Source organism: Vibrio intestinalis, from assembly GCF_025195085.2.
Classification (GTDB): domain Bacteria; phylum Pseudomonadota; class Gammaproteobacteria; order Enterobacterales; family Vibrionaceae; genus Vibrio; species Vibrio intestinalis.
In genome coordinates, this window is record NZ_JANAVY020000002.1 from 182,001 (window position 1) to 196,919 (window position 14,919).

At 45.4% G+C, this 14,919-nt stretch carries 13 protein-coding genes; 6 read left to right on the plus strand and 7 right to left on the minus strand.

Features of this window, described 5'->3' with window-relative positions; translation table 11 throughout:
* Positions 1-20: 20 nt before the first annotated feature.
* The 3 genes from imuA to MU515_RS05340 are packed head-to-tail and all read left to right on the plus strand — an operon-like array spanning position 21 to position 5,179.
* Positions 21-698, plus strand: coding sequence for a translesion DNA synthesis-associated protein ImuA (imuA, locus tag MU515_RS05330; protein WP_260259342.1), 678 nt, complete (start codon positions 21-23; stop codon positions 696-698).
* Between the two features lie 2 nt (positions 699-700).
* On the plus strand, positions 701-2,098 hold the full coding sequence (locus MU515_RS05335; protein ID WP_260259343.1) for a Y-family DNA polymerase: 1,398 nt from the start codon (positions 701-703) through the stop codon (positions 2,096-2,098).
* Between the two features lie 9 nt (positions 2,099-2,107).
* Positions 2,108-5,179, plus strand: a complete 3,072-nt coding sequence (locus MU515_RS05340; RefSeq protein WP_260259344.1) for an error-prone DNA polymerase — start codon at positions 2,108-2,110, stop codon at positions 5,177-5,179.
* Between the two features lie 305 nt (positions 5,180-5,484).
* Here the strand turns inward: MU515_RS05340 and MU515_RS05345 are convergent, their stop codons facing one another.
* From MU515_RS05345 to cydH, 4 genes are all read right to left on the minus strand, one after another.
* The gene (locus MU515_RS05345) at positions 5,485-6,432 is read right to left on the minus strand and encodes a chemotaxis protein CheV (protein WP_260259345.1); all 948 of its coding nucleotides are present in this window, start codon (positions 6,430-6,432) and stop codon (positions 5,485-5,487) included.
* A gap of 103 nt (positions 6,433-6,535) precedes the next feature.
* A complete protein-coding gene (mlc, locus tag MU515_RS05350) occupies positions 6,536-7,753 on the minus strand; it encodes a sugar metabolism global transcriptional regulator Mlc (RefSeq protein ID WP_260259346.1) in 1,218 nt (405 codons plus the stop codon).
* A gap of 242 nt (positions 7,754-7,995) precedes the next feature.
* Positions 7,996-9,168 (minus strand): patatin-like phospholipase family protein, encoded by a 1,173-nt coding sequence (locus MU515_RS05355; RefSeq protein ID WP_260259347.1) that lies wholly within the window; start codon positions 9,166-9,168, stop codon positions 7,996-7,998.
* A 9-nt stretch (positions 9,169-9,177) separates the two neighbouring features.
* A complete protein-coding gene (gene cydH / locus MU515_RS05360; protein WP_260259348.1) occupies positions 9,178-9,270 on the minus strand; it encodes a cytochrome bd-I oxidase subunit CydH in 93 nt (30 codons plus the stop codon).
* 193 nt (positions 9,271-9,463) lie between these two features.
* Between cydH and MU515_RS05365 the strand changes: the two genes are divergently transcribed.
* Positions 9,464-10,060 carry a porin family protein gene (locus MU515_RS05365; RefSeq protein ID WP_260259349.1) on the plus strand — a complete coding sequence of 199 codons (597 nt, stop codon included), beginning with the start codon at positions 9,464-9,466 and terminating at the stop codon, positions 10,058-10,060.
* Here the strand turns inward: MU515_RS05365 and MU515_RS05370 are convergent.
* Positions 10,057-10,557, minus strand: a complete 501-nt coding sequence (locus MU515_RS05370; RefSeq protein ID WP_260259350.1) for a type II secretion system protein — start codon at positions 10,555-10,557, stop codon at positions 10,057-10,059. The genes MU515_RS05365 and MU515_RS05370 overlap by 4 nt on opposite strands.
* 632 nt (positions 10,558-11,189) lie before the next feature.
* Between MU515_RS05370 and MU515_RS05375 the strand changes: the two genes are divergently transcribed.
* Both MU515_RS05375 and MU515_RS05380 read left to right on the plus strand, forming a co-directional pair.
* Positions 11,190-12,656: a sodium-dependent transporter gene (locus tag MU515_RS05375; RefSeq protein WP_260259351.1), complete on the plus strand. Its 1,467-nt coding sequence runs from the start codon at positions 11,190-11,192 to the stop codon at positions 12,654-12,656.
* A gap of 2 nt (positions 12,657-12,658) precedes the next feature.
* Positions 12,659-12,754, plus strand: coding sequence for a MetS family NSS transporter small subunit (locus MU515_RS05380; protein WP_260259352.1), 96 nt, complete (start codon positions 12,659-12,661; stop codon positions 12,752-12,754).
* Positions 12,755-12,810: 56 nt separating this feature from the next.
* Here MU515_RS05380 and MU515_RS05385 read toward each other — a convergent pair whose 3' ends face one another.
* Positions 12,811-13,230 (minus strand): hypothetical protein, encoded by a 420-nt coding sequence (locus MU515_RS05385; protein WP_432816131.1) that lies wholly within the window; start codon positions 13,228-13,230, stop codon positions 12,811-12,813.
* Positions 13,231-13,422: 192 nt separating this feature from the next.
* Positions 13,423-14,919 carry a PTS glucose transporter subunit IIBC gene (ptsG, locus tag MU515_RS05390; RefSeq protein WP_260259353.1) on the minus strand — a complete coding sequence of 499 codons (1,497 nt, stop codon included), beginning with the start codon at positions 14,917-14,919 and terminating at the stop codon, positions 13,423-13,425.

A 14,919-nucleotide genomic window follows, 5' to 3' on the forward strand; every position in this document is an offset into this window, starting at 1 on the left:
TTTTTTTTATTTTAACGCCTATGACTCCTTCTATCGAACATCTCAAGCAAAAACAATGGCTATGGCAAGGCTCAACCCAACATGAGCCACAAGATCATTACCCGACAGGTTTTGCATTGCTTGATCAAAAGCTCGATGGTGGCTTCCCAAAACATGGCGTTGTTGAGCTTCAAACAGAGTCTGGAATTGGTGAACTGCGTCTGCTACTGCCTCACATACTCAATAATGGCGGAGAGCGTCTTAGTGTGTTTATTCAGCCTCCCGGTTATCTATGTGCTGAAATGCTGGTGAATGAAGGACTCGATCCCAATCAAGTCTTACTGATCTACCCTGATAACCCACAGCATGCTTTATGGGCTGCTGAGCAATGCTTAAAAAGCGGCGCTTGTAGCAACGTATTGCTTTGGCAAGCTGAGCTGGAAGTGCATCAAGCCCGTCGCCTGCAAGTAGCGAGTGAAACAGGCCAAGCTCTGCACTTTTTATTTAAGCAGCCACAGCAACATGTGTTCTCTCTGCCGGTCAGTTTAAGCTTAAAATTGGAAGCGCATAATCAAGGCTTAAACGTCGCCATTACTAAACGTAAAGGCGGTTGGCCACATGGCAATTTTGTGATTGATATGAGCGCTCGCTGGCCACAATTAGCCATTCAAAAACCGCAATCTGTGGTTGTGCCATTCCCTATGCGTAAGCAAGGCTAATCATGACCCTTTGGCTATATTTACACTTCCCTGCGTTGCAATTAAACGCTCTATTTGCGGAACAAGAACAACCGTTAGTGATTGTTGATGGCGCGCGCTTTCAAGTAGTGCAAGCCAATCAACTCGCCATAGAGCAAGGCATTCAAATTGGGATGGGCTTAGGCAGTGCCAGTGCCTTATGCCATGATTTACAAGTACACCCTTACGACGAAAAGCAAGAGCAGCAAACCCTAACCGACATTGCTCAGTGGCTATATATGGTCACCTCTGATATTGCCCTATTTGCGCCGCAAGGCATCTTACTTAAAGTCACTGATATGCTCTGCTTATATGGCGGTTTAGAGCGCTACTGGCAAACGCTTTCTCAGCACTTAAATACGCTCGGCTTTAACTACTCTTTCGCCACTGGGTTCTCACCATATTCCGCTATTTTGCTGGCTAAATCGGCCACGCAACTTATCAGTGATGACCGTACTCAATTACTCGAAAAAATACGTCGCTTTCCGCTGATTGCTACAGAGCTTGCAAGTAAACAAGTAGACGCGCTGCTGCGTGTCGGCGTGAATACATTAAATGATTTACTCAGCCTCCCTATGCAGGAGTTAGCACGTCGATTTGATATCGATTTGGTCAATTATGTTGGCCGCCTACTGGGGCAATTTAAGCACCCAATCGATTTCTATCACCCGCCAGAAAAGTTTCATAGCTATCTAGAGCTGCTGTACGAAATCGAAAACATTCAGTGGCTAGAAAAGCCACTCAATATTTTGCTCAAGCGATTGGAGTTATTTCTAACCCTACGCAATCAAGTGGCCTATGAATTAGTACTCACTTTGCATCAGCGAGATAAACAAGACAGCAGCATTACTTTCACCTCTGCCAGTGGTGATTACATTGCTCAGCAATGGGCGCGTTTATGCCAGCTCACACTGGAATCCATCAAGCTCGATGCCCCTGTACAAGGGTTGACCTTAGCCATTACTCGCAGTGGTGAGTTAGAGGCCACCAGCCGGGATATTTTCAATGGCCCACAAGGGCAGCAAACTGAGCTAGAACTGATTGGATTACTGCAAGCCAAGCTAGGCAAACAGCAAGTGCGTAAGGTGATGCTCAGTAACGACCCTCGCCCAGAACATGCCACTCAGCTGTGCGATCCAAGCCATGAGATACCCCACAAAGCCAAAACCATGCGCCATAGGCCAAGCATTCTGCTGCCAGAGCCACAACCACTGCAAGAGAAGGTGTCTTTGATTCAAGGGCCTGAACGCTTTGTTACCGGTTGGTGGGATGGCGAAGACATCACCCGCGATTACTTTGTGGCGCGCAGCTATCAAGGCCGCTGGCTTTGGGTATTTCGCAATCAAGATAAGCAGTGGTTTCTCCACGGCCAATTTAGCTAAGGCATCCCGATGAATTACGCTGAATTGTTTTGCCAAACCAATTTTTCATTTTTGACCGGAGCATCCCATGCAGAGGAGCTGATCTTACAGTCAGACTTCTTACGTTATAAAGCATTAGCCATTACTGACGAATGCTCAGTCGCGGGCGTAGTACGAGCTCACACTGCGATTAAAAATCACCAGTTAGGTGTGAAACTGATTATTGGCAGTATGTTTTGGCTCAACCAAGAGTGCCAAGTCGTCCTGCTGTGCCCTAACCGTCAAGCTTATGCGGAATTGTGTCGAATTATCACCAATGCTCGTCGTCGCTCAGAGAAAGGCCACTATCAGCTCTCTGAGTGGGATTTGATGTCTGTACGCCACTGCTTGGTCATTTGGCTGCCTACTCATCAACACGTTGACCACAAATGGGGGCAATGGCTTAGCCAACACCACCAACAGCGATTGTGGCTTGGCATTCAGCGCCATCTTGGCTCTAACGATAAAGAGTACGTCAGCCACTGTGAGAGCCTCGCCAAAGAGTTTCAGTTGCCGATAACCGCGTGTGGCGGTGTACTGATGCACACAGCCACAAGGCTACCTTTGCAGCACACCTTAACCGCAATTAAACATGGTGGCAGTGTAGATACGATTGGCGCGCACCTCTTGGTCAATACCGAACGTTCACTACGCAGCTTAGATAAGCTCAGCAAGCTATTTAAAGCTGAGTGGCTTAGCGAAAGCGTCTACATTGCGACGCGTTGCCAATTCAGTTTGGACGAGCTGCAATACGAATATCCTAGTGAGCTGATTCCTGATGGTGAAACCCCGATGAGTTACCTGCGTACTTTGGTAGAACAAGGCAAGCAGAGCCGTTTCCCTGAAGGCATTCCCGCTGAGATAGCGCAAACTATCGAGAAAGAATTACAGCTGATTGAAGAACTCAATTACCCGTTTTACTTTCTCACCATTCATGACATCGTAATGTTTGCTAAACGGCAGAAGATTCTTTATCAAGGTCGAGGCTCAGCGGCCAACTCTGTGGTCTGCTACTGCTTAGAAATCACCTCTGTCGACCCAAGGCAGATCTCAGTACTGTTCGAACGTTTTATTAGCAAAGAGCGTAACGAGCCGCCGGATATTGATGTCGATTTTGAACACCAAAGACGCGAAGAAGTCATTCAATACATTTACCAAAAATATGGCCGTGAACGTGCTGCGCTTGCGGCTACCGTGATTTCTTACCGCTTTAAAAGCGCAGTGCGCGATGTCGGTAAAGCGTTAGGTATTGAAGAGAGTCAACTCGACTATTTCATCAAAAATGTTAATCGCCGCGATCGCGCATTGGGCTGGCAAGCGCAAATTATCCAACTTGGTATTGAACCGGATTCACTCAAGGGTGAGCAGTTCATTAGCTTAGTGAATGAGATTATTGGTTTTCCTCGTCACCTGTCTCAACACGTGGGCGGCTTTGTGATTTCTTCTGGCCCTTTGTATGAACTGGTACCGGTTGAAAATGCCTCGATGCCCGACCGCACTGTGATCCAGTGGGACAAAGACGATCTTGAAAGCCTTGCGCTCCTGAAAGTCGATGTCCTCGCGCTGGGTATGCTCAGCGCCATTCGTAAATGCTTTGAGTTAGTCGAACGCTTTCATGGTCAGCGCCTTTCAATTGCGGAAATCACCCGCCGTCAAGATGACGCCAATGTGTATGGCATGATTCAAAAGGCCGACACCGTAGGAGTGTTCCAAATCGAATCAAGGGCGCAAATGAGTATGCTGCCAAGGCTTAAGCCGCGCACTTATTATGATCTGGTGATTCAAATCGCCATTGTTCGCCCCGGACCGATTCAAGGCGACATGGTGCACCCTTTCCTAAAACGTCGCGATGGTATTGAGCCGATCACCTACCCATCAAAAGAGGTAGAAGCGGTATTGTCACGCACTATGGGTGTGCCTATTTTCCAAGAACAAGTCATTAAGCTAGCGATGGTGGCAGCAGGCTTTAGTGGCGGTGAAGCAGACCAATTGCGCCGCGCGATGGCCGCTTGGAAGAAAAATGGCGACCTTATTAAGTTCAAAACCAAACTGATTGATGGCATGCAAAGCCGTGGCTACGATTTGGAGTTTGCTGAGCGCATCTTTGATCAGATCTTAGGTTTTGGCGAATATGGCTTTCCGGAAAGTCATTCCGCCTCTTTTGCAGTATTGGCATATTGCTCGGCATGGCTGAAATATTACTACCCAGAAGCCTTTTACACCTCGCTACTGAATAGCTTACCGATGGGCTTTTATAGCTCATCGCAATTAGTGCAAGATGCTCGCCGCCATGGGCTTATCATTCACCCTATTTGTGTCAATGCCTCAAGCTATGATCACCAAGTAGTTCAGCACCAAAACCGTCTCGCGATTCGATTAGGCTTACGTCAGATAAAAGGCTTAAGCAAAGAGAGTTGTCAGCAACTGATTAAAGCTCGTGGCCAAGGTGGTTTTACTCACCCGAGTCAAATCAAGCACATTGGGCTAAGTAAGCGGGATATTGAACTGCTAGCCTCAGCCAATGCGATGCATGCCATTGCCAATAACCGCTACCAAACTCGTTGGGCAATGATGGATTCTTTATCTGACTTGCCCCTGTTTCAACAAATAGAAGAGCCAAGCCAAGTGCCTATTGCAGCACCAACCGATGCGCAGACTCTATTGGAAGACTATGCCTCAACGGGATTGTCACTCAACCATCATCCAATCAAACTGCTTGAACAAGCCGGTGTATTAGGCCGATTTACCCGTATGAACCAATTGGTGCATAAAGACCACCAATCTCTGGTCACAGTAGTGGGTGTAGTAACAGGCAAGCAAGCCCCCGGCACCGCTGCAGGGGTAACCTTTTTCACCTTAGAAGATGATACCGGCAACATCAATGTGGTGGTTTGGCGCGCTACCGCGAGAGCACAAAAACAGGCCTACCTCACCGCAAAGATATTGCGCGTCAAAGGCATATTAGAACGAGAAGGAGAAGTGACTCATGTGATTGCGGGTCGGCTTGAAGATCTTACCGATGGGCTCTCTGGGCTAACGACAAAATCGAGAGACTTTCACTAACTTAAACAGTTACACATACCGTTTAATGATAAGCAAAAGGGAGCTAGTCAGCTCCCTTTTAAAGTTATTTGTGACAAGTTACAACTCGTCTTCAGCGTCCGTACTTCTTTTCTTGTATTCCCTGTATAGTAAGAGGCATAAGGTCATGACAACCTTAGACGTAAACCATATCATGAATAGGAACTACCTTAGGTATCTGATGAAAAGTTGTATTTAAAAAGGTTTGCTACTTCGTGTAACGAAATAACACATAAATACTAGCATCAGCGTAACCAGAGTTCACGGACTATATATAGTATGAAATACTAATTATTTAGTAATTCACGCAAACGTTCTTGCGTAACTTCCACCAATAAATCTGGCTGGAATTTCGAGATAAAGCGGTTACAACCTACCTTTTTCACCATAGCTTCGTTGAAACTGCCGCTAAGTGACGTATTCAAGACAACATGCAAATCACTCATTCTAGAGTCATTGCGGATCTCATACGTTAATTTGTAACCATCCATTTCAGGCATCTCAGCATCGGTAATCATGAGTAATATTTCATCGGTTACCTTCTTGCCTTCATCACTCCAAGATCTAAGTAAATTCAGCGCTTGAAGACCGTCACAACATTCTATGATGTTTAGGCCAAGCTGAGATAATGTGCCTCTCACCTGTGAGCGCGCGGTAGATGAGTCATCCACAATAAGCACATTACGGCCTACCATTTGCGCCGCCAGCTCATCATCAAGCACACCTTCAGAGATCGACACATCGTAATCGATGATCTCTGCGAGTACTTTTTCTACGTCGATGATTTCAACAATACGGCTGTTATCACCCTCTTTAAGCTGGGTAATAGCAGTTAGGTAGTTCGCACGGCCAGCGGTTTTAGGCGGCGGCTGTATTTCACTCCAAGTGGTATTAACGATATTACGCACTTGGCCAACCAAAAAGCCCTGAATGGTACGGTTGTATTCCGTAATGATCAGGTTTTCTTCTTGATTTTCTAAACGAGATGGCGGGAAGCCAATCGCACCACGTAAATCAATTACGGGTACTGAAACACCACGCAACGATGCCACACCAGTAATGTGGTAATGAGATCCAGGCATTTTAGTTAGAGGTGGGACTTTAATAACCTCACGTACCTTAAACACGTTTATCGCAAACATTTGGCTGCTGTTTAAGCTAAACAGTAACAACTCCAAACGGTTTTCACCGACCAAATTGGTACGTTGGTCTACTGTATTTAATACTCCGGACATAAGGCATCTCTACAACGGTAATCTATACATCACACGGTCTGGAAGAGACCAATTTGGCCACAACCCACATGCTCTACAAGGTTAACAGCAAAACAGTGCGACGTTAACCTTCAATCACTTTCATAAGCAACAAACCGTCATATAGTGCCTGCTTTACTAAAGCAGCACCAGTCATAGTTGCTTGTTTATAGAAACGTGATTCTACCAATTCCAAATCTTGGTGGTACACAGGCAAGCTTTGCTCGTTAATGCATTTCTGAATCGCTGGATAAAGAATTTCTTTCGCTTGGTTAATTGTACCACCGATCAGCACCTTCTCAGGGTTGAACAGGTTAATCACCAATGCAATAGCCGCACCTAAATAGCGCGCCAGCTTTTCAATCACATTAACCGCCAGCGCATCACCATTGGCTGCGGCTTCACATATATCTTCAACAGACACTTCTTCTATTGCTGATAATACCGATTCTTCGCCGTTAGCGATACGTTCCTTAACTTCAGTACGAATAGCTTGTGAGCTAGCTACGGTTTCCAAGCAACCTCGGTTACCGCAATGGCATAATTTGCCCTGAGGATCAATTTGTATATGGCCTAGTTCACCGATATTGCCATGGCGACCTTGCAGTACACGGCCATCAAGAATAATACCAGCGCCCAATCCGTGGTGAATGGAAATTAGAACAGAGTTCTCACACTCTTGAGAGTGACCAAATAACTTCTCTGCCAATGCCCAAGCTCGGGTATCGTTGGCCACAAACACAGGCAAGCCTGTCGCTTTGTAAATTTCAGGGCCGAGAGCCAAGTTCTCTACGTTGTAGTGTGGCATTTGCAAGACGATGCCTTGCTCAGAGTTCACTAGACCCGGTAAGGTAATCGCGATACTAGTGACACGGTCAAGTTGGTCAGAATAGGTTTGGAAAAATTCATCGATTTCGTGCAGCAGCCTCGCAAGCACGTCCTCTTGGTCGATTTCATGAATATCGATTTTGGTATCAATAAGCACATCACCGCCAAGTTCATGCAGTGCAATGGTCAAATAACCACGGCCTAAACGCATCGACAAAAACTGCCACCCTTCATTATTGACTTGTAGACCTACGGCAGGTCGACCTCGACTGGTCGCCTCTTGAACAGTAGTCTCATGAATAAGGTGCGCTTCGATCAGCTCACGAGTAATTTTGGTAATACTCGCAGGGGCAAGTTCGCTCTGTTTAGACAAATCTATGCGAGAAATGGGGCCTTTTTGATCTATCAGTTTATATACACGGCCAGCATTGACCTGCTTGATATGATCAATATGACCAGGTTGAGCCATGTACATAAGGCACTCCGACAATCAATAACTTGGTAATTTTTTTACTTTGCGAAGTAATTGTGAAGCCCCTTGATAGATTGCCGTGACAAGCATCACGCACAAACGTATTTCTTTGTGTGCGAGGTCAAATAGCCAAACGTTTACTACATTTTTTGCTTAATTATTTTGCGGTAATAAATATGTGGGTATTGCGACCGATAATCACGATATTGGGGTTGGAATTTCAAGCATTACACTTAATCTAAGAGCTAAGCCCACTTTTGAGGGTGCAGATCAAGCATTCGGTCATGAAGAGAGATGCCTGTCTGGGCGAAAAGATCAACGCAACGAAAGCCCGCATCTAAACCCACCTGATAATCGTGCAATAAATCATCAGAACTGCTCATTAATGAGCTTGAACGCAGAGGTTTATCCGGTTTGATTTGCACAATAAAACAGTCATCTGGTGGCTGATGAAGGAAATCTTGTGTGAGGGAATAGGTTTGATAATGCACCATCAGCATATCGGCTAATCCAGAATCGAAGCTGTCTCCTAATAGATGGCTTAAGCGATAAATGTCATCTGCACCAAATAGCCACCGCCCACCGTTAAGCAGTGGAGCATTACCAGTGGCTTGTTTCTGCTCTTTTGAACGCTGAATGCGTTCACCAAAGAAACTGCCCCAATCTTGCTTCCATTGGCTTAATTTCTGTTGCCAATGCTCTTGAACAGTATTCAAAGAATCTCGATACCAGTGCAACTCATCGCCTTGCTCGATTACTGGCTCTGAAGCTGCAAGATCGTCACCTTCAGTTCGAATCACGACTAGGCAGCGTCCACCTTGGCGCCAAGCCTCCTGAACAGGTATTGAAGCGGATACCCCGCCGTCGATATAACGGCCATGCTCAAACTCCACCTCTTGCCGATACAAGCGTGGGATGGCGCACGTTGCAATTAATACTTTTTTCCAATCCGCTTGCAGCATAGGTAAGTAATGGTCGCTCAAGTGCGCGTAGTCAGTCACTGCCGCAAATGCTTTGCGCGTGCCTAATACTTGGCGCCCCATATCAATATCAAGTTTATAAGGATATTCGCAGATCTGATCGAGAGCCCAATCAAGACCGAGCGATTGATTATTACGGATATAGCTGAAGAGATGGAAAAATTCAGGATGAGTCGTGAGATCTAAGATAAACGAGCGACCAATGCCCTTTTGACGACAAAGATACGCAGCGATATTAAGGGCTCCGGCAGAAGTGCCGTAAAAGCGGTGAAAAGGGTCAAAATTAGACAGCAAGAAAGCATCTAACACACCAGAGGTAAATATCCCTCTCTGCCCACCACCTTGGGCGATTAGGGCATTTTGCCCTCCGGTGTATTTACTGAGTCGATCAATATCGACCCAATCAGCAGTGTTAGTCACTACACCGCTATTTTTCATTGCTAGTTCTTATGCAGTAGCAATCGCTACCACACCAAAACCAATCAATACAACGAACACTGACGCTGTAATCAACAATGCGTATTTGAGTTCTGATTCCATAGATACACCTCCACATTAAATTAACAAAACAATAACACCAGCGTGAAATACATTCAATTTCTGTGGTTTTTTTGTGCACAATTATGACGTTAGCATCACAATAAGTAGGTATATAGCGAGCTCTATCTCGGCAAACCTAGCCAGTACAACACACAACTACATTAAGGCTAGGCCAAAAATAAGGGAAAGCGGAATGAAACACCTTAAATTATCAACGTTAATTGGCATTTCCATCTTACTGTTTAGCTCAAATAGCTGGGCACAAATCCATATTACCCCTTGGGTAGGACATACAGGAGGCGGTGATGTTACCGATCAAAATCAACAAAATTACAACATTTCTCCTAGCGTGAATTATGCCTTTTCCATCGAGAGCGACTTACAGCAAGGAAGAATCGGCCTATTCTACTCAAGCCAATCCAGTGATGCGGAAAACACCCATCTAGATGTGACCGTTCACTATCTACACTTTCAAAGCAGTGTTTATTACCCAATGGATGGTGGCATTAACTCATACGTAGGTGTGGGTTTAGGTGGTGGGTACGTCGATGCGAACTGGGTAGATGACAACTTGGGCTTTTCAGCCAGTATTTTTGGCGGCTTCGAATACCCAATTAGCAATAATTTGAGTTTTAACACGCAAGTACGATGGCTCGGGACGGTTGTCGACGATCAAACCAGTGCCGCTTGTAATCTGCCAACCAATGGCGGCAATAACTGCGTGGTTAAGTTTGATACGGATTGGATGAACCAAGTCTCGGTCAATTTTGGATTAGTCTTTAAATTCTAACACCCAGTAAAGTCTGAACCATAGGCAGGTTCGTCGCCGTCAAAATCTGGTTGGGCATAACGCACCCAACACGCACCACTGAGAGGCGAACCTGTTCCGTCACGGTCAAAGCCGACGTAATACTCTGCGCGCCCAGCGACAAGTTGGACGAGTTTTTCATCCAAAATGATCGCATCTGGCATATGAGTATTATCCAAATACCCCCATATTAAACTCCATTCGCCCTGATCTTCTTGCTGAACGCCATCTCGATTTAAATCCAAATATTGTAAGCGGCTGCCTTCACTGTGATCCTGCCTAACTTTGACATAATCTAAATGAGACATAACACCCACTTGCGTGTTGAGCGTCTTTATACTTCCTAAAACATTTTCTAGCACAGCAACCCTAGCCTGAGATTGCAAGTTTATGTAGTAACTGGAAGCACTGATAGCTAAAACAGACAACATCACAATCACAACCACTAACTCAATCAGTGAAAAACCACTTTTTCTCATACCAGCTACCGCCCATAAGACTAGTCACAACGAACCACTCATTACGCTACCACTAACGCTAAAGGGTTATCAGTACTTAAAAGACAACACGTAATACGAAAAGAAACTTTTGAGAGTGGATAGCCAGATATAGCGAGGTTTACTGATTGTTTTTGCAAATAGCGACTTAGCAGCAAAAAACGAACAGGATTGTTTAAATGTCAGTGATACGCTCTTTAATCTAAAAAAGTTTAATATTCTACGAATGTTGATTTTAATAGTGATAAACACAAGCAAAACTGAGATCACACTTTTACCTTCCTCTAACAATTCCCAAATTAAACAATTTAAACACCACAAAAACGACATTTTGTAACACTTACAATCTATTGCGTTAACGCGCATTAATCGTTAGTCTCTAGACATGCACAGCTGAAAGTTTCAGTTTTTGCAAACACACATCAAAATTTTAAGAACAATATTCTGAGTTTTCTTAGAGCTTACAAAATTTAAATCTAAACTTTAGCCATATCATGGATGATAGAGCAAAGTACATCGGCTATCTTCTAGCACTTTGTCTCTTCACGCCCATTATTTTGGCTCTCAGCCTAAGAAAAGCTTCATATCTCAGGGAGTTGTAACAGGAGTCAACTATGAAGCGAGAACAATGGGGATCCCGAGCTGGATTTATCTTGGCTGCAGTAGGATCTGCTATCGGTTTGGGTAACATCTGGCGTTTCCCTTATATGGCCTATGAGAATGGCGGCGGCGCCTTCTTCATTCCTTACCTTTTTGCCATGCTAACCGCTGGTATTCCATTTATGATTTTGGAATTCAGCATGGGTCAAAAGTACCGTGGCAGCGCACCAAAAACACTGGGCAAAATCCACGCTAAATTTGAGTGGCTTGGTTGGTTCCAGGTGGGTGTTGCGGCTCTGATTGCGGTTTACTATGTGGCTGTTATCGGCTGGGCAATATCTTACTTTGGGATGTCGTTCACCCAAAGTTGGGGCGCAGATACTAACGCATTCTTCTTCGGTGAATACCTTCAACTCGGTGGTGAACACTCGCCAACGGCGCTAGGCAGCATTCAGTGGAAGATCGCGATTGCAATGCTTATCGCATGGGGTATCACTTATGCCGCTATTGTAGGTGGTGTGAAATCAGGTATCGAACGTGCATCAAAAATCATGATGCCTATCTTGTTCATCATGGTGGTATTGCTGATCGCTCGTATGGTGTTCCTACCAGGTGCGCTAGACGGTGTGAACTACATGTTTGAACCTGACTTTAGCAAAATTTGGGATGTAAAAGTTTGGGCAGCGGCGTACGGCCAGATCTTCTTTACCCTAAGTATCGGTTTCGCCATCATGCTTGCTTACTCTAGCTACTTGCCAGAGAAATCAGACATCACTAACAACGCATTCATGACGGTGCTTATCAACTGTGGCTTCTCTATCCTAGCGGGTATCATGATCTTCTCAGTACTAGGGTACATGGCTCAAGAACAGGGCAAGCCGTTAACTGAAGTTGTTACTGCTGGTGTAGGTCTTGCGTTTGTAACGCTACCTGCGGCAATCAATTTGCTTCCAGCGCCATACATTCTTGGTCCACTGTTCTTCTTTGCTCTAGTAGTTGCAGGCCTTAGCTCGCACATCTCTATCATGGAGGCGGTAACATCAGCCATCATGGACAAACTAAACTGGAGCCGTAAGAAAGCAGCAAATATCGTTATTGGCGTCGGCTTAGTGGTTTCAATGGCATTTGCAACCAATGGCGGCTTATTGCTTCTAGACCTTGTTGACCACTTCGCGAATAACGTCGGCATCATGGTTGGTGGTCTGGTTGAGATTGTATTGATGGCATGGCTACTGAACAAAGTGGCAGATGTGCGTGGCTACGTAAACGCAACCTCTGACTTCACTATCGGTCAATGGTTTGATGTCTGCCTACGCTTCGTAACACCAGTAATGCTAGCAATCATCTTGGCGACTAAGCTACAAACACTATTTACTGAAGGCTACGGCGGCTATGACCTAACACTAGGTTGGGTGATCATCGCAGCGCTATTCGTATTCGGTCTAATTATCAACGCAACTAACCGTCAGCAGGAGGCATAATCATGACTACAGGTGCAATCATTATGATGGTTTTAGGTCTTGGTATTACTTGGGGTGGCGCAGCCATCTGTATCAAGCGAGCGATGGATAAACAGTAAACATCGTTTTTACATGCAAAAGCCGGCAAGATTGCCGGCTTTTTAGTGTTTGATTTTTAGAAGTGGTACTTTGCGCTAATCGCACCACCAATGCCAAGTTCCCAACCTTTGTGCATATCAAGTTCCGGTTGGATCTGACCATACATCTGCAAATTTTGACTCACTTGGTAATTCAATCCCAATGGCACGCGTAAACCAAAGCCATCTTCCCACTCTCCCCACGCGCCCACACCCGCATACCAAGTAATAGGCTCATTGGTATCAAACTCACCTCTCATCGCGATGTAATCAAAAGCCGTGCCTTGATTACCGATGATAAATCGGTAGCTTTCATCGAGCTCTACCACCACGCTTAACTGCTGATCAACCGCTAAACCAACCGCGAGTTGTGGATGCTGCTCATCGCTGGCAAACACACCGGTACTTACCATAGTCGCAGCAAAGCCTATTGAGCTTATCAGTATCCTAAGTTTCATATTTTCTCCAACCCGAGATGTGCAAAGTACCTATTGTTTCGAGAAGTGGTCAATCGTCGGTCAAGGTAAGGTCAGTGAATGGCTAAGTTAGCGAAAGGGAGCGCAAAAATATGAAGGCGATATACTCGAGCAACAGGCATAAAAAAAGGAGGCCGAAGCCTCCTTTGTACCTATTAGGGGAAATAGGTTGGATTAACCGTGGTTACGAATCCACTCATCCATTTCTGTTTTAAGGTTGTCTGACTTAGTACCAAAGATTGCCTGAACACCACCAGAAACTACAACAACACCTGCTGCACCTAGTTTTTTCAGTTTGTCTTGGTCTACTTGCTCAGTGTCTGCTACTGCAACACGTAGACGAGTGATACATGCGTCTAGACCTGTGATGTTCGCTTTACCACCGAATGCCGCAACAAGTTCACCAGCCATATCAGAACCAGCAGTTACTACTTCTTCTTCTGTTTCGTCTTCACGACCTGGAGTCTTAAGATCTAGTGCCTTGATTACAGTGCGGAATACTAGGTAGTAGATTGCTGCGTATGCGATACCACAACCAACCATTAGGCCTAGGTTCTTAGCGTTACCAGATAGAACTAGGAAGTCGATTAGACCGTGTGAGAACGAAGTACCGTGTACAAAGCCTAGAGTGTTCGCTAGAACGTATGCAGAACCTGCTAGTAGAGCGTGAATTCCGTATAGTACTGGAGCAACGAATAGGAACGAGAATTCGATTGGTTCAGTAATACCTGTTAGGAATGAAGTCAGTGCAGCAGAAGCCATGATACCCATTACTTTCGCGCGGTTCTCTGGTTTAGCAGAATGAGCGATAGCGATAGCAGCAGCTGGAAGACCGAACATCTTGAACATGTAACCACCCGCTAGCTGACCGAAGCCATTACCAGCAAGACGAGATGCGTCATCAGCAACTAGGTAACAAGTTAGAACACCGTTTTGAGCAACGCCGTTAGCGTCAACACAAGAACCAGCTTCGAAGAAGAACGGTACGTTCCATACGTGGTGTAGACCGAATGGAATTAGAGAACGTTCAACGATACCGTAGATACCGAATGCTACTTGTGGGTTTTGGTGCGCAGCCCAGTCAGAGAATGTTTGCATTACTGACGCGATTGGCGGCCAAATGATAGAAAGTACAAGAGCAAGAGCAATTGCTAGGAAACCAGTGATGATTGGCACTGCACGCTTACCAGCGAAGAAGCCAAGGTATTCTGGAAGTTGAATTTTGAAGAAACGGTTGAAAGACCAAGCCGCAATAGCACCAACAAGGATACCACCTAGTACACCTGTCTCGTATTGTTTCTCGATTAGACCGATTGCTTTAGCATCTAGAACTTCGCCTGCTGCTAGTGCAGCCGCTTTAGCAGCTTCAACGTCTAGACCAGCTAGTACGCCAAGAGTTGCAGCCATGATGCCGTAACCAACGATTGCAGCAAGACCTGCTACACCGTCATTGTTTGTAAAGCCAAGTGCTACACCAACAGCAAATAGCAGCGCCATTTGACCGAATACTGAACCACCAGCTTGTTCCATTAGATTTGAAACGATTTCTGGAATGAATGGAAGATCGGCAGCACCTACACCAAGTAGGATACCTGCAACGGGTAAAACTGATACCGGAAGCATCAGAGCTTTACCAACTTTCTGCAGGTTAGCAAAAAGGTTCTTAAACAT